The 22,396-nt window shown below is 66.6% G+C and carries 16 protein-coding genes; 7 read left to right on the forward strand and 9 right to left on the reverse strand.

From position 1 onward, the window contains the following. Nucleotide 1 precedes the first annotated feature (1 nt). Nucleotides 2-397, forward strand: coding sequence for a nuclear transport factor 2 family protein (locus OHB24_RS35350; protein WP_327635250.1), 396 nt, complete (start codon nucleotides 2-4; stop codon nucleotides 395-397). A gap of 86 nt (nucleotides 398-483) precedes the next feature. Here the strand turns inward: OHB24_RS35350 and fusA are convergent, their stop codons facing one another. Next, complete coding sequence (fusA, locus tag OHB24_RS35355) at nucleotides 484-2,571, reverse strand: elongation factor G (protein ID WP_327635251.1); 2,088 nt, start codon at nucleotides 2,569-2,571, stop codon at nucleotides 484-486. Between the two features lie 396 nt (nucleotides 2,572-2,967). Here fusA and OHB24_RS35360 point away from each other — a divergent pair, with 396 nt between their 5' ends. From OHB24_RS35360 to OHB24_RS35375, 4 genes are all read left to right on the forward strand, one after another. Continuing rightward, on the forward strand, nucleotides 2,968-3,573 hold the full coding sequence (locus OHB24_RS35360; RefSeq protein ID WP_327635252.1) for an ankyrin repeat domain-containing protein: 606 nt from the start codon (nucleotides 2,968-2,970) through the stop codon (nucleotides 3,571-3,573). Nucleotides 3,574-3,665: 92 nt separating this feature from the next. Then, nucleotides 3,666-4,481, forward strand: coding sequence for an alpha/beta fold hydrolase (locus OHB24_RS35365; protein WP_327635253.1), 816 nt, complete (start codon nucleotides 3,666-3,668; stop codon nucleotides 4,479-4,481). Nucleotides 4,482-4,657: 176 nt separating this feature from the next. Beyond that, complete coding sequence (locus tag OHB24_RS35370) at nucleotides 4,658-6,331, forward strand: ABC transporter ATP-binding protein (protein ID WP_327635254.1); 1,674 nt, start codon at nucleotides 4,658-4,660, stop codon at nucleotides 6,329-6,331. Next, nucleotides 6,328-8,073: an ABC transporter ATP-binding protein gene (locus OHB24_RS35375; protein ID WP_327635255.1), complete on the forward strand. Its 1,746-nt coding sequence runs from the start codon at nucleotides 6,328-6,330 to the stop codon at nucleotides 8,071-8,073. The genes OHB24_RS35370 and OHB24_RS35375 overlap by 4 nt, the downstream gene beginning before the upstream one ends. A 44-nt stretch (nucleotides 8,074-8,117) precedes the next feature. Here OHB24_RS35375 and OHB24_RS35380 read toward each other — a convergent pair whose 3' ends face one another. From OHB24_RS35380 to OHB24_RS35415, 8 genes are all read right to left on the reverse strand, one after another. Further along, on the reverse strand, nucleotides 8,118-9,056 hold the full coding sequence (locus OHB24_RS35380; protein WP_327635256.1) for a hypothetical protein: 939 nt from the start codon (nucleotides 9,054-9,056) through the stop codon (nucleotides 8,118-8,120). Between the two features lie 55 nt (nucleotides 9,057-9,111). Then, the gene (locus tag OHB24_RS35385; protein WP_327635257.1) at nucleotides 9,112-10,209 is read right to left on the reverse strand and encodes an alginate lyase family protein; all 1,098 of its coding nucleotides are present in this window, start codon (nucleotides 10,207-10,209) and stop codon (nucleotides 9,112-9,114) included. After that, nucleotides 10,206-11,834: an extracellular solute-binding protein gene (locus OHB24_RS35390; protein ID WP_327635258.1), complete on the reverse strand. Its 1,629-nt coding sequence runs from the start codon at nucleotides 11,832-11,834 to the stop codon at nucleotides 10,206-10,208. The genes OHB24_RS35385 and OHB24_RS35390 overlap by 4 nt, the downstream gene beginning before the upstream one ends. Nucleotides 11,835-11,871: 37 nt before the next feature. Beyond that, nucleotides 11,872-12,822: a carbohydrate ABC transporter permease gene (locus OHB24_RS35395; RefSeq protein ID WP_327635259.1), complete on the reverse strand. Its 951-nt coding sequence runs from the start codon at nucleotides 12,820-12,822 to the stop codon at nucleotides 11,872-11,874. Then, complete coding sequence (locus OHB24_RS35400) at nucleotides 12,819-13,805, reverse strand: ABC transporter permease (protein ID WP_327635260.1); 987 nt, start codon at nucleotides 13,803-13,805, stop codon at nucleotides 12,819-12,821. Before OHB24_RS35400 ends, OHB24_RS35395 begins: the two co-directional genes overlap by 4 nt. Then, nucleotides 13,805-15,049: a polysaccharide pyruvyl transferase family protein gene (locus OHB24_RS35405; RefSeq protein ID WP_327635261.1), complete on the reverse strand. Its 1,245-nt coding sequence runs from the start codon at nucleotides 15,047-15,049 to the stop codon at nucleotides 13,805-13,807. Before OHB24_RS35405 ends, OHB24_RS35400 begins: the two co-directional genes overlap by 1 nt. A 141-nt stretch (nucleotides 15,050-15,190) precedes the next feature. Continuing rightward, a complete protein-coding gene (locus OHB24_RS35410; RefSeq protein WP_327635262.1) occupies nucleotides 15,191-16,204 on the reverse strand; it encodes a LacI family DNA-binding transcriptional regulator in 1,014 nt (337 codons plus the stop codon). A 57-nt stretch (nucleotides 16,205-16,261) separates the two neighbouring features. Next, a complete protein-coding gene (locus OHB24_RS35415) occupies nucleotides 16,262-19,741 on the reverse strand; it encodes an alginate lyase family protein (protein WP_327635263.1) in 3,480 nt (1,159 codons plus the stop codon). A 131-nt stretch (nucleotides 19,742-19,872) separates the two neighbouring features. Here OHB24_RS35415 and OHB24_RS35420 point away from each other — a divergent pair, with 131 nt between their 5' ends. Together OHB24_RS35420 and OHB24_RS35425 are read left to right on the forward strand one after the other, a co-directional pair. Next, nucleotides 19,873-20,874, forward strand: a complete 1,002-nt coding sequence (locus OHB24_RS35420; RefSeq protein WP_327635264.1) for a LacI family DNA-binding transcriptional regulator — start codon at nucleotides 19,873-19,875, stop codon at nucleotides 20,872-20,874. Between the two features lie 171 nt (nucleotides 20,875-21,045). Beyond that, nucleotides 21,046-22,383, forward strand: a complete 1,338-nt coding sequence (locus OHB24_RS35425) for a glutamine synthetase family protein (protein ID WP_327635265.1) — start codon at nucleotides 21,046-21,048, stop codon at nucleotides 22,381-22,383. The last annotated feature ends 13 nt before the right edge of the window (nucleotides 22,384-22,396 follow it).

Consider the following 22,396-nt stretch of genomic DNA (forward strand, 5'->3'; position numbering starts at 1 on the left):
AATGGATCAGTCGACGGCTCGAGATTGGCTCGACCGGTACGTCGGGGCGTGGATGTCCTACGATCCGGGCGACATTGCAGGCCTGTTCAGCGAGAACATCACGTACCGCTACCACCCGTACGACGAGCCGATCGTCGGTCGGGACGCCGTCGTCGCATCCTGGCTAGGACAGAGCGCGTCGGACGACGCCTCCACCCGCGACACACCCGGCACCTACGAAGCCGAATACTCGCCGGTCGCGGTCGACGGTGACACCGTGGTGGCCACCGGCACATCGCGCTACCGCGAAGTGCCTGGCGGCCCCATCGTCCGTGCCTACGAGAACTGCTTCATCATCCGCTTCGACGGCGAAGGGCGCTGCCGCGAGTTCACCGAGTACTACATCCGCCACCCATGACCCAACGAGCATCAGATGCACCGGCTCTCCGGGCTGAGCCCTCACAGGTCTGCCCGCGGACGGACCTGTGAGGGCTCTGCTTGGTTCTACCGGGGCGGAGTTTCCTCAGATCTCGCGCCTGGTGCCGGGACGTAGCCGGTGGTTCGGGTGGTGAAGGTTCCCCGGCCCTGGGTACGGCTGCGCAACTGCGTTGCATAACCGAACAACTCGGCCAGCGGGACGGTGGCGACGATCACCATCGTTCCCGGTCGCGACGTCGTACCCGAAATCCGGCCACGCCGTGCCGCCAGGTCGCCGAGCACGCCGCCCATGGCATCCTCAGGCACGGTCGCGGTGACCTCGGCGACCGGTTCCAGGAGCACCATCGCACTGGCGCGCAGCGCTTCCCGGAGCCCCAGCCGGCCAGCCGTACGGAACGCCATCTCCGAGGAGTCGTTCGAATGGGTGGCCCCATCCGTCAGCGTGACACGCACCCCGGTCACCGGGTGCCCGCCGACGGGCCCCTCAGCCAGAGCATCCCGGCAGCCTGCCTCGACTGCGCGGACATACTCCTGCGGCACCCGTCCACCGACGACGACCGACCGGAACGCGAAGTTCTCCGTGCTGTCGTCATCAGCTACCTCCAGCGGTTCCACGTCGAGAGTGATCCGGGCGAACTGACCTGCCCCGCCGTCCTGCTTGACGTGCCGGTACACAAACCCGGACACCCCGCGCGCGACTGTTTCGCGGTAGGTCACCTGCGGCCGGCCGACTCCGACCTCCAGCCCGTGAGCGCGACGTATCTTCTCCACCGCGACCTCGAGGTGCAGCTCGCCCATTCCCGACAGCAGCGTCTGACCGGTCTCGGAATCGGTCCGGACCGTCAGCGAGGGGTCCTCCTCGACCAGCCGCGTCAGTGCCGACATGAGCCGGTCGGAGTCGACGCTCTTGCGGGCCTCGACTGCCACGGAAACGACCGGGGCGGCCACGGCCGGCGGTTCGAGGACCAGCAGTGCTGCCGGCGCGCACAGGGTGGCGCCGCCCCGTGCAGACTTCGGTCCGACGACCGCGACGATGTCGCCGGCGATCGCCTGCTGGACCTCCGCGTGCTGGTCGGCCTGCACCCGCAGGATCCGGCTGATCCGCTCAGTGCGTCCCGCGCCCGCGTCCATCACGGTGTCTCCCTTCCGAATCGTTCCCGAATAGACCCGCAGGTACGTCAGCCGCCCGGTGGCGGTCGAGCTGACCTTGAACACGAGCGCAGCGAACGGCGCCCTCGGGTCGGCGACCCGCTCCTGTACGGCGCCGTCCGACATGCCGCGCACCGCGGGCACTTCCTGTGGCGAAGGCAGATAGGCGACGACGGCGTCCAGCAGCGGCTCGATTCCGCGATTGCGGTACGCCGACCCGCACAGCACCACCACGCCGGTACCAGACCGGGTCAGGTCCCGCAGTGCGGCAGCCAGCGTCTCCGCCGAGACCGTTGACCGCGCATAGAACTCGTCCAGCGCGACCGGGTGGAGCTCGGCGACAGCCTCCTCGAGCAGCCGACGCCGTCGCTTCGCCTGTTCCAGAAGGGCATCGGGAACCAGACGCTCCGCAAAGGTGTCGTCGTTCCAGACATACGCCCGCATCCTGATCAGATCGATCACTCCACTGAACTCTGCCTCCTTTCCCATCGGCAACTGGACCACCAGCGGAGTCACGTGCAACCGCTCGCGGATCGAGGCCACCGCTGCGTCGAGGTCGGCGCCGGGACGGTCCATCTTGTTGACGAACGCGATCCGCGGCACCCCGTGCCGGTCGGCCTGGCGCCAGACCGACTCGCTCTGCGGTTCCACGCCGGCGACGGCGTCGAACAGCGCGACGGCACCGTCGAGCACCCGCAGCGAGCGCTCCACCTCGTCAGAGAAGTCGACGTGGCCCGGGGTGTCGATCAGGTTGATCGAGTGCCCGTCCCAGTCGCAGCTGACGGCTGCGGCGAAGATCGTGATCCCGCGATCGCGTTCCTGCGGGTCGAAGTCGGTGACGGTCGTGCCGTCGTGGACCTCACCGCGCTTGTGAGTGGTGCCGGTGAGATAGAGGATCCGTTCGGTGACGGTGGTCTTGCCTGCATCGACATGGGCGAGAATGCCGACGTTGCGCAGGCCGGACAGCGGGTGGTTCTGTTGACGGTGGTCAAGGTTCGTACGCATGGGCCGATGGCCTTTCCGATGATCCGGATCGGGACAGCGCGATTCGCGGACGAAGCTGGCCTGTGGTCAGGCCATGCGCCATACCCCCGGCGGCAGCTCAGAAAGCAGCCGCCTGCAGGACAGGCTCGATCAGTTCGTCACGGACAGGGGCCGACCGCGCAGCCGGCACCTGGCACACGAAGACACCAGGATCACGTCGTACCGAGACCGGGGAACACTCACAGCGATGCGGTAACGCACGGCCGGGCTCCCCTCACTCGTCAAAGCGCCTGCCCTCGCGGCGGCGCTCAGTTCGATCCAAGGGTAAGGGGACCAGCGATGCGGGACCACCGGATTTCACCGCAGGACCGACCGCCGGTACGCCCTGCGCCTGCGCGGCCGAGGTAGCGTGCCTGTGTGGCCACCATCGAGGACCTCGCCGGGCTGCTGGTGGCCATCGCGGCGGGTGACCGCACGGCCGTCAAGGCATCACTCGACGCCGTACCCCGGTTGGCGACGGCACGGTTGGCGCGACGCGAAGAAAGCTTCATGACCGAGTGTCAGGCCCAGGTCTACGAAGGCGACACGGCGCTGCACGTCGCAGCGTTCACGTACGACGTCGAGCTCGCCGAAGACCTGGTGGCGCGCGGCGCCGACATCGGCGCCCGCAACCGCCGGGGCGCCGAACCTCTGCATGCAGCCGTCAGCGGCGGACCCGGCGCAACGCACTGGAACCCGCTCCGCCAGCAGGCGATCATCGAATACCTCATCGAAGCAGGAGCCGACCCGAACGCTCCCGCGCTGGCCGGCGTGACACCCTTGCACCGAGCGGCCCGAAACCGATGCTCAGCGGCCGTCGAGACACTCCTGCGCCTGGGGGCGAATCCTCGCCTCGCGAACGACCACGGCTCAACTCCGGCCGACCTCGCCCACTGGACAACAGGCCGCGGCGGTTCAGGCTCCGACGCAGCCAAACTCGAACAGCGAGCCATCATCCAACTCCTCAACAACGCCACAGCCTGAAGCCCCCATCAGGGTCCCTCGACCGGCCCGACCGCAGCGTGACGTAAGGCCCGGCGAGCGCTTGAGTCCGACGTGGTGGGGATGATGGGACGATGAGTCCTTCGTCGAACGGTTGGCCTGTCGTGCTCCTGCACGGCTGGCCGGTCACCGAGACGCATTGGCAAAGCCTGCAACCACTCCTGCGTCGCAGCGGGTTCGCGCCCGTTCCGGTCACCCTGCCGGGGCTCGGGAGGCCAGCGAAGAACACATCTAGTTTCAGGAAGAGCGACCTTGCCCACTGGCTGGGTAACGATCTCAGCGCGCGCGGACTTACGCGCTTCTCGCTGGTAGGCCACGACTGGGGTGGAACGGTCGCACTTCTCCTCGCCGCTGCAATGCCCCAGGCGGTAAACGCGGTCGTGATCGAAGAGGAGATCCTGCCTGGGATCGACGTCGACATCCCCGCACCAGGCGCTGAGCACTACCCGTCCTGGCATGGACCGTTCAACCGCGCACCCGGCCTCGCCGAGCAGCTCGTCCCGGGACGGGAAGACGCCTACTACGGGACCTTCCTCCGGCAGAACGCCGGCCCGCCAGGACTCGCCCCGGATACAGTCCGCTCCTACATCGACGCCTACACGACGGACGATGCTCTGGAAGCCGGGCTCGGCTACTACCGATCCCGAGCCGACGACATCGCCGACGTCCAACAGCTCCAACAGCATCCGATCCACGCGCCCGTGCTCGCGATCGGAGGACACTACGCGATGGGCTCCGCCGTCGCGGACGGCCTCCGCACGCTCTCAACCGACGTCACCGGCCTCATCCTCGAACGATCCGGCCATTACCCCGCTGAACAAGAACCCGAACCCGCGGCCGAAGCCATCATCGAGTTCCTCCAACGACACCGCGATCAGCCACCCCAATAAGGCCTCACCGTGCTCGGCCGTACGTTTGGGCGCTGGTCGGCGCGGTTCTCGCCCGAGCCGCACAACAATCCGAAGCAGCACACGAGCGGCCTATGGCCATGAGAGATTTGAGCTGGATACCCAGCAGACGTCAGATCTGAATTGCCGGAAACTGGACCGATCGTGAGGACTGGTGAATGAACTCGGGCTCTCCGAAACTGCCAACCTGGGTGGCGGACGACGGTACGGACTCGATCGAGCAGACAACTTTGTTGCGCGGCCTGTTGCGCCAGGTACGGCGTCCGCTGGCCATCGGCGTCCTTGCTGCTGTCGCGACGATGACGGCGAGTGCGATCGTGCCCTGGTTGATTGGCCGGACCATCGACTATTTGACCAGCACGGGACGGACTCCCTCGGGGCTTGCGCTCCGCTGCCTCGCCCTCGCGGCAATCATCGCGTTCGGCGCGCTGCTGGGGATGGTCCAACAGCGCAGCGACACTCGGCTGCGATTGGAGACCTCTCTGCGCGCAATGACTCTGGTAAATCACCAATCGATCCGGCTTGGCGGTCGGCCCCAGGGCCGAGCGGCGGGAGAGGTGATCAACCTCGGCATCGGGGACGTGATGCCGATCGGCGGTGGGATCGCCGGACTCACTCGCGGCATTGGCGGATTGGCCTCGGTTCTCGTCGTCAGTGTCGTTCTGCTGACACTTTCGTGGCAACTGTTCCTCTTGGTGATTCTTGGCGCCGTCGTTCTGTTGCGGGTCAATGGTTTCTTTCTACGCCCGTACGCAAAGACGCAGCGCACGATGCAGGAGCGCATGGGCGAACTGACGGCGCTCGCCCTCGACGCAACCAGCGGAATCCGCGTGATCAAGGGCCTCGGTGCGACCGAACGATTTGCCGACCGCTACCGGGAAAAGTCACAGCAGGTGCGCACTGCGGCCGCCATGCGGGCGCGAGTCGGGACCGTTGTGGCCGGCAGCCAAAGCCTCGCCACGGGCGTGCTGAGCACCGCCACCGTCTGGTTTGCTGCCACTCTCGCCGCGTCTGGCACCATTTCGATCGGAGACTTCGTCGCCGCGTATGGCTATGCAACATTCCTCACCATGCCAGTCCCCTGGGTGTTCGCCTCCCATCAGCAATGGACCGCTGCCAAGGAATCCGCTCACCGGATCAGTTCCTACCTTGCCGTGCGCGCCGCCGACCGCACTGGATCCGTCGAGGCCAAAGGGTCTGAACATCAGTCCACGACAGTGCTTGACTCTGAGTCCGGACTGTCGGCGCCGATCGGCCACTACACCGTCATCGCATCTACTGACACGATTGACTGGGCCACACTCGCCGAAAAGATCCGCGGGGTGCATCCGAACCCTCAGCAGGTACTGGTGGTGCCGGCGGATGACTACCTTTTCTCGGGCGCGCTGATCAGCGTCCTAGACCCCTGGGGACGGGCCGATCAGGCGTCCATAGATAGGGCTGTGCACGCCGCAGTACTCCAAGATGTGATCGATCCGCTGCCTGACGGGCTTGCGCATGTGGTCACGGCAGGTGGCACGGATTTCTCCGGAGGAGAGCAACAGCGCATTCGACTGGCACGAGCATTGCTCGCCACCAGTCAGACTCTGGTACTGGTCGAGCCGACCAACGCCCTCGATGCGACCACGGAGGTTGAGGTAGCCGGCAGGCTGCGCCACCACCGCGCAGGGTGCACCACGGTGCTGCTGACCAACAGCACTCCACACTTGGCGCAGGCCGATCACATCGTGCTCTTGCGAGACGGCGAGGTGTTGGCTACCGGCACCCACGCCGGCCTCCTCGAGCGAACCGACTACCAGTTGCTGGTCGAGCGTAGTGGAGCCTTGTCGTGAGTAGCCTCCCGGTCGCCGACCCCACTGCTGTGCGCCGAACTGGCCTGGCGCTCCTGACAGCCCATCCCGCTCAACTGGCGCTTGCTCTCCTGGTGTACGCCGCTGCGGTTGCTACAGGCCTGGTCAGCCCCTACCTCGTCGGCCAACTGGTGCAGCGGACGAGCTCCGGCGATGACCGCATCATGCCTTTGACGGCAGCGATGCTAGCGGCGCTGGCGGCGCAGGCGGTCCTGCTGTGGTTGGCAACCCGGCTGACCACCAACTTGGCCGAGCGAGTGGCCGCCGAACTACGCGAGAAGTTCGTCACGGAACTGCTCGGAACCTCCCTGGGCCGGATCGAAGCGGTGCGGGCCGGCGACCTGGTCACCCGATCGACCCGTGACGTGAATTCGCTGGTCCAGGTGGCGAGCCAGTCCGTTCCAAGCGTCATCACCACAGTGCTGACCATTCTGGCGATCCTGATCGCAACGGTGTTACTCGGCTGGTACTTCCTGGCTTGTCTCGCTGTAGCGCTGCCGCTTCTCATCCCCGCCGCACGCTGGTACCTGCGTCGTTCTCGTACGGGCTATCTTGCAGAGCAGGCGTCGTACGCGGAGAGTACGGAGGTGCTCTCCGAGAACATTCGCGGCGCCCGCACCGTCGTCGGCCATGGGCTGGAGACGCAGCGCCGCGACGCAATGGTGGAGGCCGCGGACAGGAACTTCCGCGCCGGGTGGTACACACTGTGGCTGCGCTCGGTGTTCCTGCCAGTGACCGATATCGCGATCGCTCTGCCAGCCGTGGCGATCCTGCTCTTCGGTGGGCTTGCCTACCTGAACGGCACCGGGTCGATCGCGGCAATCACCACCGCGGCGCTCTATGCCCAGCAGTTGAGCGCACAGGTCGACCTGTTTCTCTACCAGCAAGACAAGCTGCAAGTGGGCAGCGCCGCCCTCGCGCGACTGCTAGGACTCAACTCACTCCACGATGACGTCGATCCGGTTCGGGCCGAGATTCCAGCCACGCCACATCGACTGACCCTTAGTCAAGTCTCCTTCGCGTATCGCCCTGGACACGATGTCCTTCACGACATCAGCTTGGAGATCAACCCGGGTGAGCGAATCGCGATTGTCGGCCCGTCTGGCGCCGGCAAATCCACGCTGGCGCGGCTGATCGTCGGAATTGACAAGCCAACACACGGCCGAGTGCGCCTGAATGACATCCCGCTGCCAGATTTTCCACGTGATGCCGTCAACCGGCACCTTGCGATGCTCACGCAGCACACCTTCGTCTTCGACGGCAGTATCCGCGACAATCTGCTCATTGCAGCCCCCGACGCGAGCGAGCAGCAACTCGTCTCCGTTCTTGACGATGTCGGTGCCAAGCCGCTGGTGAACACCTTCGGCCTTGATAGACCGCTCACCGAGGCAGACCGTGGTCTCAACCCGGCAGAACAGCAACAACTGTCCATGGCCCGCTTGGTGCTGACCGATCCGAGCACCGTCGTACTCGATGAAGCGACGTCGCAGTTCGACTCCCGATTCGCCAGAGGCCTCGAGCGCGCTCTCGCCAGACTTCTGGTCGGTCGGACGGTGATATCCATTGCGCACCGACTGCACAGTGCTGAGGACGCCGACCGGGTTCTGGTCATGCAGGACGGCCGAATCGTGGCCGACGGAGGTCATGCCGAACTGTTGAAACAGGGTGGTCTGTATACGTCGCTGTGGGCGGCATGGCGCGGTGAACGGGAAGAAGGGACATGATCGTGCCGTTGTCTGACGGCTGCCTGAACGTCACCGAAGACGTATCAACCGCGGTTGTAGGGCTGCACTGCTGCCTTGGTGGCGCCGATTCTCACGTTCCGGAAGTCGGAACGGAACGTTGCGCCCGGCTGGTAGTCCTTGTACATGCCGAACTTGATCCTGAACTCGTTCTTGAAGGAGTCATCAGCGCACCTGGAACGCGTCGCGTAGCCGAAGTACTCATCCTGCTCGAAGAGCTTCTCCTCGACGGTGGTCGCTCCGACTCTCTTGTGGTACACCGCGATACTCCCCTTCGGCGCGCCGTCGTGGTAGGGCTCCACGCGATACTTGATGACGAAGGAATGCCACTCGTCGGTCCCGACGCTCTTGGTCGCCATCGACGTGTTGTAGTCCGTGCCCGGCTCCTCGCCACGACGCACGAACTGGACGTTGTGTCCGTTGCCGGCGCCTGACTGGATGCGTACGCCGCCGATCGGGTTCGCGGTGCACTGCCACAGCTGGAGCACGTACGCCCCGCTGCCCGTCACCTCATCGACGCCGGCAGGGATGCGAACGTCGAACCCGACCCACACGTCGGTGTGGAACGGCAGGTCCCACGGCGTCGCCAGCTCCGAGCGGTCCCGGAGGGTGTTTCCAGCAGCGTCCTTCCAGGTGTTCTTGGCAGGGTCCTCAACGATGGCGCCTTCGTACCTGAAGTCCTTGTCCGTGCGGAACGTCAACGCCCGCGCATCCGAGGTCCCGGTGATCTGGGGTGCCTGCCCCGCTCCCTGACACTTGCCAGGAAACCAGCGTCCGCCCTCCAGGAGGTTGCCGCCGTCGCCGATCGTCGCACTGCACGCAGCGGCGTTCTCGATCGTGAAGGTCTCACCTTCGATACCCATCGAGTAGCTGGGGACCGTTGCTGCCGCGCTGGCAGGTTGTGTGTTCGTCACTGCCGCGATACCCACTGATGCGCTCAGGGTTGCCGCCACGGCGAGAGCCATCGTCTTTCGAGTAAGTCGACTAGGGGCCGAGATCTGCATCTGTGTCACTCCTTACTTAGAGGGAAATGCTTCGTTCGCCCGCAGCATCAGAGGAGTTCGCGGCCGAGATGGCCGCGGTTGACGGGATCTCGGGGGCGGGTAGATCTCGCCTTCGCAGGGTTTCTGCGAACGCTGCGAGGTCAGGGGTCTCATAGACGGTGGCGGCTTCGTCGGCGAGCCACAGTGCGGTGCGGTCGAGGTCCGGGAGCACTCGGGGCCAGATCCATCGGCGGTCGTCGTTGCCGTGCTCGGCCCAGAACTGGAAGGCGTCGTGCAAACTGCCGAAGCCTGGTTCGGCGGGCGCGTTCCAGAGGTCGCGGCCTTCAGCAGCTGCAACCCGACAGCAGACGGCGAAAGCTCGCAGGCAGTAGGTGGTGTAGAGCAACGAGTCGGGACGAGCCAGTTCTCTCGGGAGCGCGCCGCCGGGAGCGATCTGGCGCAGCCGGATGTCGAACCGATCGAGGACCTCGGTGAGCGCGGTCCGATCATCGACGAACTGCAGATAGCGCAGTACCTGCGCGTCCCACCAGACTCCGTGGTTGTTGGTCATCAGTTCTTCCTGCCGGCCGAGTTCGCTCGACCGCATCCAGACGGTCAACTCGGCGAACCAGTCCTGCAGGAGCGGGAGACGTTCGGTGAATCGTCCGGCCCTCACCAGCAGGTCGACGTGATCCACGAGGTCGGTCAGGAGCGTCGCCTCGATCTGCCCGATCGCCGCGCCGTCGTGATGACCGGGCAGCGCGGCAGCGTGAGCGAAGTTGGGGCGCATCGCTGTCGCCGGGTCCAGGAACCAGCGTTCGAGACGTTCGACGGCGGCGTCGGCGTAGCGTGCCTCGCCGGTTCGGACGTGGGCTTGCACCAGGGTGTTGACGGCCGCGACCGTTTGCCGGAACCGCCGTTTGTCGTAGCGATCGCTGAACGAGTCCGGGTTCCGCCGGCCGTCGACCCTGATGTACGGCAGACCGTCGGCTGTCTCCGGATTCGGCCAGGAGTAGTTGCCGACCGAGTAGTAGTTGTGGGCGTCCCCGGTCCAGTCCGACGGCTCACGGTCGATGATGGAATACGGCCGCCCGGCCAGGAACTCGTCGGCTCGGGTCACCAGCTGACGGCTCATTTGGGCCCCGCCTGCGAGAAGGCCTGTTGATACTCGGCCCGGATCTTGTCGCCTCCGCCGTTGCGCCACTTGGTCACGGCGGCCTTCCAGCTCGATACGGGTGCGCGTCCGGCCAGGATGCCGTTCCGTGTATCGGTCAGGTCCTTGCTCAACTGCTGGCCCTTGGCCGCATCGGTCTCGGAGTACAGGCCCTGGGTCGGATCAGCGGCGAGGATCGGCAGCGCGGCTTCCTGGTAGTCGAAGCGGGCCTGGGCGACGTCGCGCCGTCCCGGGTCGTAGATGACCTGGGTCGGTCCACAGACGTAGCCGAACGGCACCAGCCGCAGATTCTGGCCGCGCGAGTTCACGATCGGGTCGCTGCCCTCGAACTTGAACGTCTGCCCCTCGATCCCGAAGGTGCGCAGGAGGTACTCGGAAGATCCGAACGGCGCGGCGAGCCAATCGAGTACCCGGAGCACCTCGCGGACCCGGTCCGGTTCGGCCTGGGTGACAGCGGTGAACGCCTGAGCCGCACTCCCCCGAGGATGTACGGGCTTGCTCGCCGCGTCGTAGCCGAACATCGGAAGAGACCCGAGCTTGAAGCCCGGCACCTCGGCTCCCCACATCTCGTACTTGCTCCAGCCGGCGTACCCGCCGAAGACGATCGGGGTGGTCCCGTTGGTGAACCAGTCGTTGCGTTGGTTGTTGGACGCAACCAAGCCGTCCGGATGGAAGACGCCGGCGTCGGCCAGCTCGCGGGTGTCGGCCAGCGCCTTCTCGTACGCCTCGAGTTCGATGTTGGAGGTGAACTTCCCGCCGTCCTCGATCCAGCTGCCGGGGATGCCCAGGGAAGCGGCGATCATGGTCAGCGTGCCGCCCGGATCGCCGCAGGCCCATCGGGACTTACGCTCGTTGGTCAGCCCCTTCAGCAAAGCCTTGAACTCTCCGATGTCCTTGGGCTGCGCGGGCAGTCCGGTACCGGCGACGAGGTCTGCGCGGATCCAGGCGACCGACGGGATCGGTACCCGGGCGATCGGTACTCCCCACAGGGCGTTGCCGTACACGGTCTTGCGCCACGAATCGGTGGACAGACCCGCCAGGTTCGGATAGTCCTTGACGGCATCGCCCGACAAGTACTCGGTCAAGTCGGTGAACTTTGCCTTCAGCAACGCGGGCAACTGCTGCACCGAGCCGTAGATCGACACGAGGTCGGGCAGATCTCCGCCGGCCACGGTCGTCGCGAACCGTTGAGCGTAGTCAGCCGCCGGCGCGTAGGTGATGTCGAGCTTTCCACCAAGTCGCTTGTCGACCTCCTGCCACAGCGGATTGTCGGACTTGCCAGGCGCCACCGGGTCGAAGGTGTAGGTGAGTGCGGAGAGCTGGCCACCCGACAGCGGGGGCTTACTGACCGCCGCGACCGGATTCGGCGGGTATTCGAAGTACCCGCTCATGCCGAGCGGATTTGCGCTCTTCAGCGCGGGTTCGGCGTTCCCGGCCCGGGCGAACGTCGGGAGAATGTCCGCTCCGATTCGGCCGGAAGTTCCCGTCGTCGTCTTGGCCGAGCAGCCGAGAGCTGATCCGGCCGCACCGGCGACGGCTGCCGCGGACAGCCCTTTGAGCAACGTACGGCGCGAAAGCGCATCCATGGTTACGGTTCCCTCCTCATGGCGGGCGTCCGGTCGATCAGCCTTTGACGGCGCCGATCAGAAGTCCCTTGCTGAAGTGCTTCTGGATGAACGGGTAGATGATCAGGATCGGGATGACGGACATGACCAGAATCGCCATCTGGATCGATGCCTGGGGTGGCAGCGACTCGGTCGACGCCGAGAGCTCGTCCGTACCGAGCGGCGTCTGGTTCACGACGAACGTTCGCAGGACCAGCTGCAGCGGCCACTTCTCCGGCGACGGCAGGTAGAGCAGGGCAGAGAAGAACGCATTCCAGTAGGCGACGGCGTAGAACAAGCCGACCACCGCGACGACGGCCTTCGAGAGCGGCAGGACGATGAAGGCGAGGATCCGGAGTTCGCCGGCCCCGTCGATCTTCGCCGACTCGGTCAGCTCACTGGGAAGCTCGAGGAAGAAGGACCGCATCACGATCACGTTGAAGGCGTTGACCACCACCGGCAGGATCAACGCCGCCAGGTTGTCGATCAGGCCGAGCTGCTTGACGATCAGGTACATCGGGATCATGCCCGGATTGAACAAGAGGGTGAACAGCGTCATCAGCAGGATGGGCTTGTGCAACAGCGATCCCGGCCGCGACAGGGCGTACGCGAGCATGATGGTGCAGGCCAGCGACAGGACAGTGCCCACAGCGGTGACCACGACCGACACGCTGAGGGCCCGCGTCACCACGCCTCCCGACAGAACGGCCCGGTACGCCGCGAGCGACGGCTCGCTGGTGAAGAGGACAAGTCCACCGCGTGCGCTGATGTCGCGTTGCGGCGCCAGACTCGTCATCACGACGGCGACGAACGGGACGATCACCGCGAGGCAGGCGACGGTCAGCAGTCCACCGCGCGCCGCGGTCGCCCAGCGCGGTTGCCGGCCCATCCAGGCGGGCCGCTCGTCCGAGGCCGGTTGACGGTTGCGCCGAGCCCGGCGTTCAGCGGTGGTCTCCAGCAGTCCGGTCATTTCGAGTACACCCCCCGCTCCCCCATGGCGTGGGCGAGCCGGTTCGCCCCGAGTACGAGAACCACGCCGACGAGGCCCTTCACCAAGCCGACCGCGGCCGAGACACCCCAGTTCCCGCCGATGATCCCGTTGTTGTAGACGTAGGTGTCGAGCACTTCGGAAGCCTGCGCGCCGACCGGACCCTGCTGCAGGAGGATCTGCTCGAAACCGACCGTGAGCGAATCACCCAGCCGCAGGATCAGCAGCAGTACGATCACGGGCCGGATCGCGGGCAGCGTGACGTGCCACAGCTGCCGAAGCGGGCCGGCCCGGTCGATCGCCGCCGCCTCGTACAGGTTCAGGTCGACCTTGGAGAGCGCGGCCAGGAAGATGATGGTCGACCATCCGGTGTCCTTCCAGATCACCTGCGACGTGATCAGCAGTTTGAACAGCTCCGGTACGCCGATGATCCGGAAGGATCCCAGGTCCGCGGAACGCAGCCACTCGTTCAGCATTCCGCCGTTGCCGAACATCTGCTGGAACAGCGCCACGACGATGACCCAGGACAGGAAGTGCGGCAGGTAGAGGATCGACTGCGTCAGCCGCTTGGCTCGTTCGTTCAGCATCGAGTTGAGGACCAGGGCCAGCGCGATCGGCACCGGGAACACGAACAGCACCTGGACCATCGTGATGATCAAGGTGTTCACGAGCGCGTTGAGGAACTCCGGGTCACCGTCGAAGATGACCGAGAAGTTGCTCAGGCCAACGAAATCCGATCCGCTGATGCCGAGGAACGGCTGGTAGTCCTGGAAGGCGATCACGTTGCCCAGCAGCGGCAGGTAGTGGAACACCACCAGGACGATCACTCCCGGCACCGCGAGCACGAGCAGCACCCGGTCCCGGTGCCACCGGGCCGCGAGCTGCCCGCGGAGGCGAGTCTCGCGGGCGGCAGGCGCACCGGGATCCGCGCCGGCCGCCGGCCGCACCTTGATCCCCGACGACATCAGCGGATCCTGCTGCCGACCGCTGCGATGGCGGCCTCGACCATCCCCCGCACGCGCTCCTGCGCGCCGTCCCGCGTCTCCTGGGCGCGTTCGGCCGCGGCCGGCCGGTCGTCGACGATCTTCTGCACGAGTTGCCCGGCGGCAGCGGCGGCCCCAGGTCCCAGCTCGATCAGCGGCAGGCCGAGATCGTTGTACATCTGGCCCTTGATCGTGTCGGTCGGCTGCCGCAGGTAGACCGACGGAACACCTTCCGCCAACGCGATCAGAGGTGAGTGGCACTCCATGCTCACGACCGCGCCGGCCCGCCGGTACACCGCGGCCGCCTCGGTCAGGTCCCAGAACCGCGGCAGGATGTGGACCAGGTCGGCCACGTCGGCCGGGAAGGTCCCCGCGAACTCGGCCTCGGCGACTCCCATCGCGTAGCTCATCTCCGGCACGACGAGCGCCCGCTCCCCAGTGGCTCGCACCCAGCCGATCACGGTCTGCCGCAGAACGTCCAAGTCGGACTTCAGATAGCCCGCGTTGTAGGCCGTACGGCGAACATCCTCGGCCGCGGGTGGGTAGTTCCGGATCTGGTGGTACGGCGTGAAACGCAGCCGCGGTACGACGCACAGGAAGCGTCCGGGCTTCAACCCGTACTCCGCGAGGACCGCCTGACCGTCGCCGTCGTCGACCACGTCGAACATCACGGTGGCGTCCGGACCGAACGCGATCGTGGGCGCCCCGAGGTCCTGGCCGGCGAGGAACCGCTCGGTCAACGAGTCCCGGCAGTAGACGAACGCGGCCGTGTCGAGCACCTCGCGCTCGAGCTCGGTGAGCAGGTCACCGTCGATCGCGCTGACCATGCTCGCCGCCCGGGCCAGCGTCGAGCCGTACGGCCGGAGCGGATCTACTGTCACCCCGAAAATCCCATGCGGCTTTCCGGTCCGCCGATGCCATTCGGCGACCTCCACCTGGGCAACGAGCGATGGCCCCGACCCGTGGACCAAAAGGTCGCCTTCGGCAAACAACTGTTCAAGCTCCGGGCTGAGCGGCTCGCCGGGCACGACCCGGTCCTCGACGATCTCGACGTCCGGAAAGTAGCGGCGGAGCATCTGCCGTACGCGCTCGTCGATGCTGCGAGCCCACAGCGTCAGCTTCACTTCCGGTGCGTAGCGCTGAAAGGCTCGGAGCGCGCCCGGCGTATGGGCGACGTCGCCGATGTTGACGGTTTGCCAGCCGGAGACGAGAACGACGTGAACCATGAAGAATTCCCTGTCCAGCCCATCCCGAGCAGCGGTGGGCTTACGGTCGATTCGGAGCTACGGCGAGCATCATGCCGATGATTCATCGGTTAATCAAGGTCTCGCGAGTGCGTCAACGGTGACCTCTCAGCAGGTGGACGCTCAGCCGGCGTACCGTGCCGTCGATCCTCGATCGATCAGTTTCGGCGCCGGCCGCGTCACCAGTGCCGACTGGACGCGGCGGCCGTCGATCATCCGGCGCAGTGTCGTATAGGCGCGCATTCCGGCTTGCTGCACAGGCATCCTGACCGTGCTCGGTGCCGGCCGAATGGCGTCGGCGATGGGCAGATCCTGGTACACGACGATCGACAGATCGGCGGGAATCCGCAGGCCGAGATCGATGACCGCCGCGATCGCTCCCGGTGCCGCGACGATGTTGTCGATGATGAGGGCGGACGGCGGCCGGGCCGAGCCCAGGAGCTCGCGCGTCGCGGCCGCCAGGTCCGGCAGCTCATAGCCGACCTGCTTGATCAGCGACCGGTCGAAGCGCACACCCGCTGCCCGCAACGCCGAGCGGTAGCCGTCGACCCGGACGCTACTGGCGATCGGGACGACGGGGCCGCCGACCAGTGCGATGCGGCGGTGCCCGAGACCCAGCAGGTGCGTCGTGGCCAGACCGATCCCGGCCGCGTCGTCGATCCACACCGACACGGAGTCGTCAGGTCGCGGGTTCTGCAGGATCACGTACGGGATCGACCGCTTGGTGAGTTCCTCGGAGGTCTCGGTCCCCCATTGGGTGGACCGCAACAACACCCCGTCGACCATGCCCGTGCCGACGATCCGGCTCATCAGGTGGCTGCCCGGCTCGATCCACAGTGCGTCGGCCAGCAACAGCACGTCACCGTGTTCCTCGGCGGCCGCATGCATGCCACGAATCGCCAGCTCGAAGACCGGGTTCGCGATCTTCGGCACCACCGCTGCGATCACTCCCGATCTGGACAGTCTCAGCGACTTCGCGGCGTGGTTGACGCGATAGCCCGTGTCCTGGATCGCCTGCTCGACGCGCAGCCTGGTCGCCTCGCTCATCCGGATGTTGCCGCGAGCCCCGGAGATCACCGCGGAAACCACGGCCGTGGACACCCCGGCCCGCTTCGCAACGTCCTTGAGCGTGGTCATGCCCGCCAGCGTAACCGCACCCGCCCTCGCCACCGATCAACGCGGCTGTCCATCAGATCAATCCTGTGGACCTGGGGGCCGGCCTGCGCCGGGAACACTTGGACGGACGCGCTTTCGCTCGCAGGAGCGTGCGACAGTGACGTTCTCGAACGTGCTCTCCGTGGATGCGTAGAGCCCAACGCCGCCGCTCCGGACAACGGTGTCGCGACCCTCCAGGATCTGAACGCCGTTCAACGTGACGGTGATACGGTCACCGCGGATCGCTGCACCAAGTTCGACGGGACCTGTCAACGGGTTGCTGAGGGATACCGTGCCCACCGTGACCGGACCCGACGCGTGAGCCTCCCGAACGATACTCGCGTACTGAGTTCTACTGCTCGTCTTGCCGAGGTGGATCCGGTACCCATAGGAGTCCGAGGTGTCTCGCAGCGAGATGCCTGCGGTGCCGACGGATCCATTGATCGTGACCGTGGCGTGCGCGGCATAGTCGCACGTCTCGGAGAAGCGTGACGGCAGTGTCGAGTCGGCCAGTATGTGCGCCCTGCCATCGGTAGGCGTGAGCTTCAACTGACCCGAGTTGACGGACACCTTTCCTGCGATGCCCCGCCAATTGGCCTGGTCGAGCCCTTCCTTGATCGTGATGTTGTCAAAGGCCGCGGCCCGGCCATTCGTGGAGGCGGCGGCGCCACCCGTCGGCAATTGCGTGTCGTCTGCGGAGATCGACGTGTTGCCCACTGCGGCGCTCAGATGCTTCCCGACTGCGGAGACGGTCAGCGTGTGCGCGCTGTCTGCGTTGATGGGCAGCTCCGTCTCCGCGAGAAGCGTGGACGTCGCGTTGTAAACCTTCACGAGCTGCAGCTTCGCGCCGCCCGATGTACTGACAACATCGGCCCGGTAGTAGTTGCGGGAATCGTGGTAGCGGAACGCGAGACCGGTCGTTGCCGTCGTCTGGTTTCGTGTCCCCGGAACTACGTCGGCAGTCACGACCACGTCGTCCGGTACGTCCTGCTGCACCGCCAACGACTGCGTGTCCGTACTCGAGGTCTGCACCAGCTGCGTGTCAGGCTGCGCGCCGCCCAGCGTCCAGGTGCCCTGCACTGGCGTCCAGCCGTCAAGCGAGCCATTGAAGTCATAGACGGTGCTGTCCAGGCTCGCGTCGGTGAACTCCTCGTTGAGCAACGGCTTCGGGGCGAAGGCAGCCTTGGGCGAGACGGTGACGAGGTTGCCGGTACGGGTGAACGCGGTCGGGGTGCCGTTGATCTTCACCGCGCGTACCTTCGGCGCGTTGATCGAAAGGGTGCCGGTGAACGGGTCCCCGAGCGAGATCTGGGCGGTAGCGCCCTGCAGTTCCACACTGACGTCCGACACAACTCCGGAGGCTTTGATGACGGTGTCCCCGTCGTCGACCAGCGACGATCCCTGGGTCAGCGCGTACCGCGTCAGCCCGCCGCCCTTGTTCGCACGCTCGAGGTAGGCAGTCTCGGCGTCGGTCGCGGCAGCCCCGAACTTCCTCGACGTGGGAACCGCCTCGCGCGACAGGTAGAAGCGGCCGGTCGCCTTCGACAGGTCGATCTCCATCGCGCTCGCCACGGAGTGATCCACCTGGGGCAGATCGATGCGCGACGCCTTCACCGAGGGCGCGGCGCCGGCCTTGCCGGGAACTACGACCGTGTCCACACCTGTGGCGCCGGTGGCGGACCAGTCGTACGACAGGTAGTCGACGTCGGTGAGAACCTGCTCGCCCACGCGGACGGCGCCGTTCTTGTGGACGCTCGACGTGACATCGGCGCCGGGTCGGGCCACGGGGACGAGCTGCACGCCGGCAACCGGTGCGGCGCCGGGCACGGTGTCGAACCCGACCGTGGCGACGTTCGTGTTCGGGTCGACGGTGACCGGATCGCCAGGGAAGTGCCAGAGCTGCCGGTAGTCGTGCGCGCCGGTGGCACCCGTGAGGTCGTCGGACACGACCCAGAAGCCGGGCTTGACGAAGTAGACGACGCGATCGTGCGCGATCGGCCGGTAGGCCTGCGTCTTACCGCGGTAGATATCGAGGCCCGCGTTCGAGCGCCACAGCGACGTCGAGCGGGGCAGGCCGGCGGGCTGCGGTTGTCCGTCGACCTCGATGGTGTTGTGCGCCTCGGTCGTACGGCGCATCCAGTCGTTCGTCGGGGTCGCGCTGTAGTCCCCCGCTCCGGGGTCGACGATCAGCGGACGCCCGTACGCCGCCATCACCAGGCTGAGGTCGTCGGGATGCCGATGGGAGGCCGTATAGCTGGAGTTCTGGTTGTTGATCAGCATGTACCGCGCGTCGGCGTCCCACCCGGACCGCTGGACCGCATAGCTGATCGGAAACACGGTGGACGACAGCGTCGGGACGGTGCCCTCGGTGCGCCCGGAGGCGACCCAGGTGAAGTCGGACCAGGAATTACGCTCACCGGTCCTCCGAATCGCGCTCTCGCCCGCGTCCGTGTTCGGAGAATCACCGACGAGCGCGGTCTCGAGATTCGGCTGACGGGTCGCGAACAGCGCATCCGCGATCCAATCCGCTGACCGAACAATCCCGTGGGGAAGGGTTCGCCCGTTGGCATCCGCTATGTCGATCATCGTGTTGATCAGATCCGCCACGTAGGCCTGATAGTTGAACGTCGGCTCGCGGTACACGCCGTCGCCCTTCACCCAGGCACGCAGGAACCGCTCGACAGAGCGCACCACGAACGGCTCCCAGACGAAGGACGCCGTGAACTCGGGCAGATAGACCGCCGTGACGTAGATCGCGCGGGCCATCGAGACATACCAGTTGTTTCCGACATGGATCTGCAGCACAGTCGCGAGGAGATCCGTCGTCGCGTGCACGCCGGACAGGTACGCCACGAGGTCATTCGCGTCGATGCTCGGCTCCGTGCGGAAGACGGAGAACGCGCTGACGAGCTGGGTCAGCCGCTTACCGCCCGACAGGTTGCGGTTCTGCGGCCAGCTCGGATTGTCGGCGAAGAAGTCCAGTGAGATGTCCATCCACGCCGACGCGTACGCCGCACGCTTCTGCGGGTCGCTCTCCTTCAGATAAGCGCTCGTCAGCGTCGACATGAACGCGAAGTCACTCATCAGAACCTGTGCGCTCCCTGGCGCGGTCTCCGTCCCGCCCCAGGCATCCGCCCAGTCCACGTCGATCCGCTGCGCGGCATCGTCGTAGAAGTCACGGGTCACGGTGCCGAACCGGAAGGTCCCCGCCGCCAGTTCGTCAGCGGGCGCGTCGCCACCTCCTCCCCCGCCCACACCCGGGTACTCGATGCCCGTGCGGCCCGCGTAGTAGACCTTTAGCTCGGCCGCGGCGCCCGCCTCATCGCCGGCGGCAAGCTCCGCCGCCACGCGGGCGAGCCCCGGACGCGTCAGGTCGAGCAGCTCACCGAGATCCGACATGTCGGACGTGGCGGCCCGGGCCGGCGACAGACCCGTCATCATCAGAGCCAGCGCGACTGTCGTCGCAGCCCACGCATGGGCACGGCGGCGAGTGCTCGGCCGAAGAAGTCTCCGTTGCATCCCATCTCCTTCTGACACATGAGCGTGTTCGGTGAGTCCTTCCGAACCGAGGCCTCTTAGGTGACGTATCGTTAATTCACCGTAGGCTTGGTTGAGACGTTACGTCAACGGCTCGAGGGAGGCGCGCAAGCGTGGCAACGCAACAGGACATCGCCCGCACAGCGGGGGTATCGGTCGCGGTGGTGTCGGCCGTGATCAACGGCACGACCCACACCCGGATGAGCGAGGCCACCCGTGCGCGGGTCATCCAGGCGATGGAGAGCCTCGACTACCAGCCCAACCAAGCAGCCCGGTCCCTGCGGCTCAACCGCACCGGCATGATCGCGCTGATCCTCCACAAGCTCGACAATCCCGTCTACGCCCACCTGCTGCGCGGCGTCTACGGGGCCGCGGCCGAGCGCGGCGGGACCGTCCTGCTCGGCGACGCCGAGACGATGCGCTCAGGCAGCCAGTTCGTCACCCGGCTACTCAGCCACGGCACCGTCGACGGCATCCTGATCCGGGACGACCGGCTGTTCGACGACGACGTGATGGCCGAGCTTCGCTCCCATCCCAAGCCGATCCTCACCCTGGACTACGCCCAGGACCACCCTTGGGTCGGCATCGACGACTGCCGCGCGGGCGAGATCGCGACCCGATTCCTGCTCAACCTGCGCCATCGCCGGATCGTCTTCATCGGCGGGGCGACCGGACACGCGTTCCGGCAGCGCTACCTCGGGTATCAGCAGGAGATGCAGCAGGCCGGGCTGGAACCGGCGCCGCACCTGGCCACCGGATTCGGTGAGCAGGCCGGTGCCGACGGGCTGCGACAGGCCCTGCAACTGCCGGCCGCGCCGACCGCGGTCGTGGTGAACAACATCATGAGCGCCGTCGGGGTGCTGGCCGCCGCCCGGGACCTCGGCATCGCCGTACCCGACCAGCTGTCTGTGGTCGGGATCCACGACGTCGGCCTGATGGAACACCTGCGCCCAGCCGTGACCGCAGTCCGGATGCCCATGTACGAGCTCGGCCGGGCCGGCGTCCACGGGCTGTACGAGCTGATGGCGGGACGCCCGTGCACCGGCGGCATCATCACCGATCCCGAGCCCGAGCTCGTCGTCCGCGACTCGGCGACGGCCCTGACCGACGCCTGACCAACGTCAAACAGACATCTAGCAGAGGGCAACACTCAACTGACGTGACGTTATGTCATTCCACCTCCTCCGGCTCGGCCGAGTCCGAAGCCTGGGCGCACGAGACACGCGGGGGCCGTCTTGTCGGGGCGAACGAGGGCAACCGGCGGGTGGGGTGAGACGGTTTCTTCTATGGCCTCGCATCTCCTTCCCGTCCTCGGCGATGGCGAGCTCGTTGAGCTCGACGCCGACCTCGCCCGGGCCGCGGTCACCGCGCTCGCGGTGACCGCCGTCGATCCCGGTGGCGTGCCTCGCGCGAAGTTCGTGCCGCGCGAGAAGATCGCGGAGACGCACCGGTCCGGGCTGGGGGCCGCACCGAGCTGGCATGTCTTCTGCATCGACAACGGCATCGCGTTCACGCCTGAGCTGGGCGTGGTCGGTGACCAGCGGCTGCGTCCCGACCTGCGCGCGCTGCGCGTGCTCGGCGGCGGCCTGGCCTGGGCGCCGGCCGAGTTCCATGATCAGTCCGGCTCGCCTTCGCTGCTGTGCACACGCGGGCGGCTACGAGAAACAGCGGACGAGTTGGCATCACTCGGCGTGACCGCCACCGTCGGCTGCGAGGTCGAGTTCGTACTCACCGCCGCCGACGGCGCGGCTCTGACCGAACGCCCGTGGAACTGCTACGGCCTGACCGCAGGGCTGGACCGGGAGGACTTCCTCCTGCGACTGCTCGACGACTGCCGAACCGCCGGGCTCGACGTCGAGCAGTGCCATGCCGAGTACGGCGACGACCAGTACGAAATCTCCTTCTCCCCCACCGATCCGGTCGCCGCGGCCGACCTGGTGGTAGTGGCTCGCATCGTGATCGGCCGCGCGGCGCGGCGCGCAGGGCTTGCCGTGTCGTTCTCGCCGGTGCCGTTCGCGGGTGGTAGCGGCAACGGGGCCCACATCCATGTCTCACTCGATCGCGACGGTACGCCGATGCTGTCCGGAGGGACCGGACCGCACGGGCTGACCGTGGAGGGCGAGTCGGCGATCGGCGGCATCCTCGCCGGGCTGCCCGGCGTGGTCGGCGTGCTCGCCGGGTCCGTGCTGTCGGGTCAGCGGCTGCTTCCCGGGCACTGGTCGGGCGCGTTCGCCTGCTGGGGACTGGAGAACCGCGAGGCCGCAGTGCGTCTGTGCGCGGTCGAGGCAGGCAGCGCCAACCTCGAGGTCAAATGTGTCGACCCGTCCGCCAACCCCTACCTCGCGACCGCGGTCGTGCTCGGACTGATCGTGGACGGACTGCGGCGCAGGACCCCGCTGCCGGCCGAGGTCTCCACTCATCCGGCCGACGTGCAGCACCGGACGCTGCCTACCGATCAGACCGCGGCGCTGGACGCGCTCCAGGAGTCGGCCGAGGCCAAACACATCCTCGGCGCAGGCCTGCTGTCCGCGCTGCTGGCCGTACGGCGGCACGAGGTGACCGCTTTCGAAGGACAGGATCCGTCCGCAGTGGCCGATCGGTTGCGGTTCGCGTGGTCGGCATGAGCGATCAAGGACG

The organism is Kribbella sp. NBC_00482 (genome assembly GCF_036013725.1).
Lineage (GTDB): Bacteria > Actinomycetota > Actinomycetes > Propionibacteriales > Kribbellaceae > Kribbella.

Bases quoted from the DNA above. Each gene is read 5' to 3' on its own strand.
- fusA (WP_327635251.1), bottom strand. From the start codon at position 2,571: ATGCGTACGAACCTTGACCACCGTCAACAGAACCACCCGCTGTCCGGC.
- OHB24_RS35385 (WP_327635257.1), bottom strand. From the start codon at position 10,209: ATGAGCCGTCAGCTGGTGACCCGAGCCGACGAGTTCCTGGCCGGGCGG.
- OHB24_RS35395 (WP_327635259.1), bottom strand. From the start codon at position 12,822: ATGACCGGACTGCTGGAGACCACCGCTGAACGCCGGGCTCGGCGCAAC.
- OHB24_RS35405 (WP_327635261.1), bottom strand. From the start codon at position 15,049: ATGGTTCACGTCGTTCTCGTCTCCGGCTGGCAAACCGTCAACATCGGC.
- OHB24_RS35350 (WP_327635250.1), top strand. From the start codon at position 2: ATGGATCAGTCGACGGCTCGAGATTGGCTCGACCGGTACGTCGGGGCG.
- OHB24_RS35410 (WP_327635262.1), bottom strand. From the start codon at position 16,204: ATGACCACGCTCAAGGACGTTGCGAAGCGGGCCGGGGTGTCCACGGCC.
- OHB24_RS35365 (WP_327635253.1), top strand. From the start codon at position 3,666: ATGAGTCCTTCGTCGAACGGTTGGCCTGTCGTGCTCCTGCACGGCTGG.
- OHB24_RS35415 (WP_327635263.1), bottom strand. From the start codon at position 19,741: ATGCAACGGAGACTTCTTCGGCCGAGCACTCGCCGCCGTGCCCATGCG.
- OHB24_RS35425 (WP_327635265.1), top strand. From the start codon at position 21,046: ATGGCCTCGCATCTCCTTCCCGTCCTCGGCGATGGCGAGCTCGTTGAG.
- OHB24_RS35380 (WP_327635256.1), bottom strand. From the start codon at position 9,056: ATGGCTCTCGCCGTGGCGGCAACCCTGAGCGCATCAGTGGGTATCGCG.
- OHB24_RS35370 (WP_327635254.1), top strand. From the start codon at position 4,658: ATGAACTCGGGCTCTCCGAAACTGCCAACCTGGGTGGCGGACGACGGT.
- OHB24_RS35400 (WP_327635260.1), bottom strand. From the start codon at position 13,805: ATGTCGTCGGGGATCAAGGTGCGGCCGGCGGCCGGCGCGGATCCCGGT.
- OHB24_RS35390 (WP_327635258.1), bottom strand. From the start codon at position 11,834: ATGGATGCGCTTTCGCGCCGTACGTTGCTCAAAGGGCTGTCCGCGGCA.